Source organism: Psychroflexus sp. MES1-P1E (genome assembly GCF_002836055.1).
Taxonomy (GTDB): domain Bacteria; phylum Bacteroidota; class Bacteroidia; order Flavobacteriales; family Flavobacteriaceae; genus Psychroflexus.
In genome coordinates this window covers 1-505 of record NZ_PJBS01000032.1, presented here as the reverse complement: position 1 = coordinate 505, position 505 = coordinate 1, and the positions used below count along the sequence as shown (strand labels likewise).

Sequence of the window (505 nt, the reverse complement as noted above, 5' to 3'; positions counted from 1 at the left end):
CTGAAATCTTTGTAAGATGTTTTCATGCCATGAGCTAGATCAAAGCCGTTTCCAATGAGGACTATTCTATTCATTCAGGATTGGTTTAATTCAGGATAGTTTAGGATAAAAGTTTTGCAGAATATAAGAACTACATCTAAAATAGGGTCTTATGATGTAAGAATAAATGAGTAATAATTGATTAATCAACGGCTCTATCAACGGCATCAACGGATTTTCAACGGATTTTCAACGGCTCTACCAACGGTTATTGATGTAAGCCTTTGCTGGTGCCGTTGCTAATTTTACAACGGGAGTTAACAAAGCCATTGTGATGGCGGTTGATTATTGCTTTATGGTATTCAGAGTATGAAAATCTGTGTATGAAAACGAAAATGTGCATACTTGACACGTAATTTTTTGTCAACGAGATGATTTTAAGAAGTAGGAGATAGAGCAACTATTATAATAAGGCATTGTCGGGATTAGTTTTATTCTTCAATTCAAACTCTCATAGTTTCATTCA

At 34.5% G+C, this 505-nt stretch carries 1 protein-coding gene; it reads right to left on the bottom strand.

Annotated features, from left to right (window positions below; all coding sequences use genetic code 11):
* The coding region (locus tag CXF67_RS00205) for an AbiH family protein (protein ID WP_145990324.1) at window positions 1-74 on the bottom strand (74 nt) is incomplete at its 3' end.
* Between the last annotated feature and the right edge of the window lie 431 nt (window positions 75-505).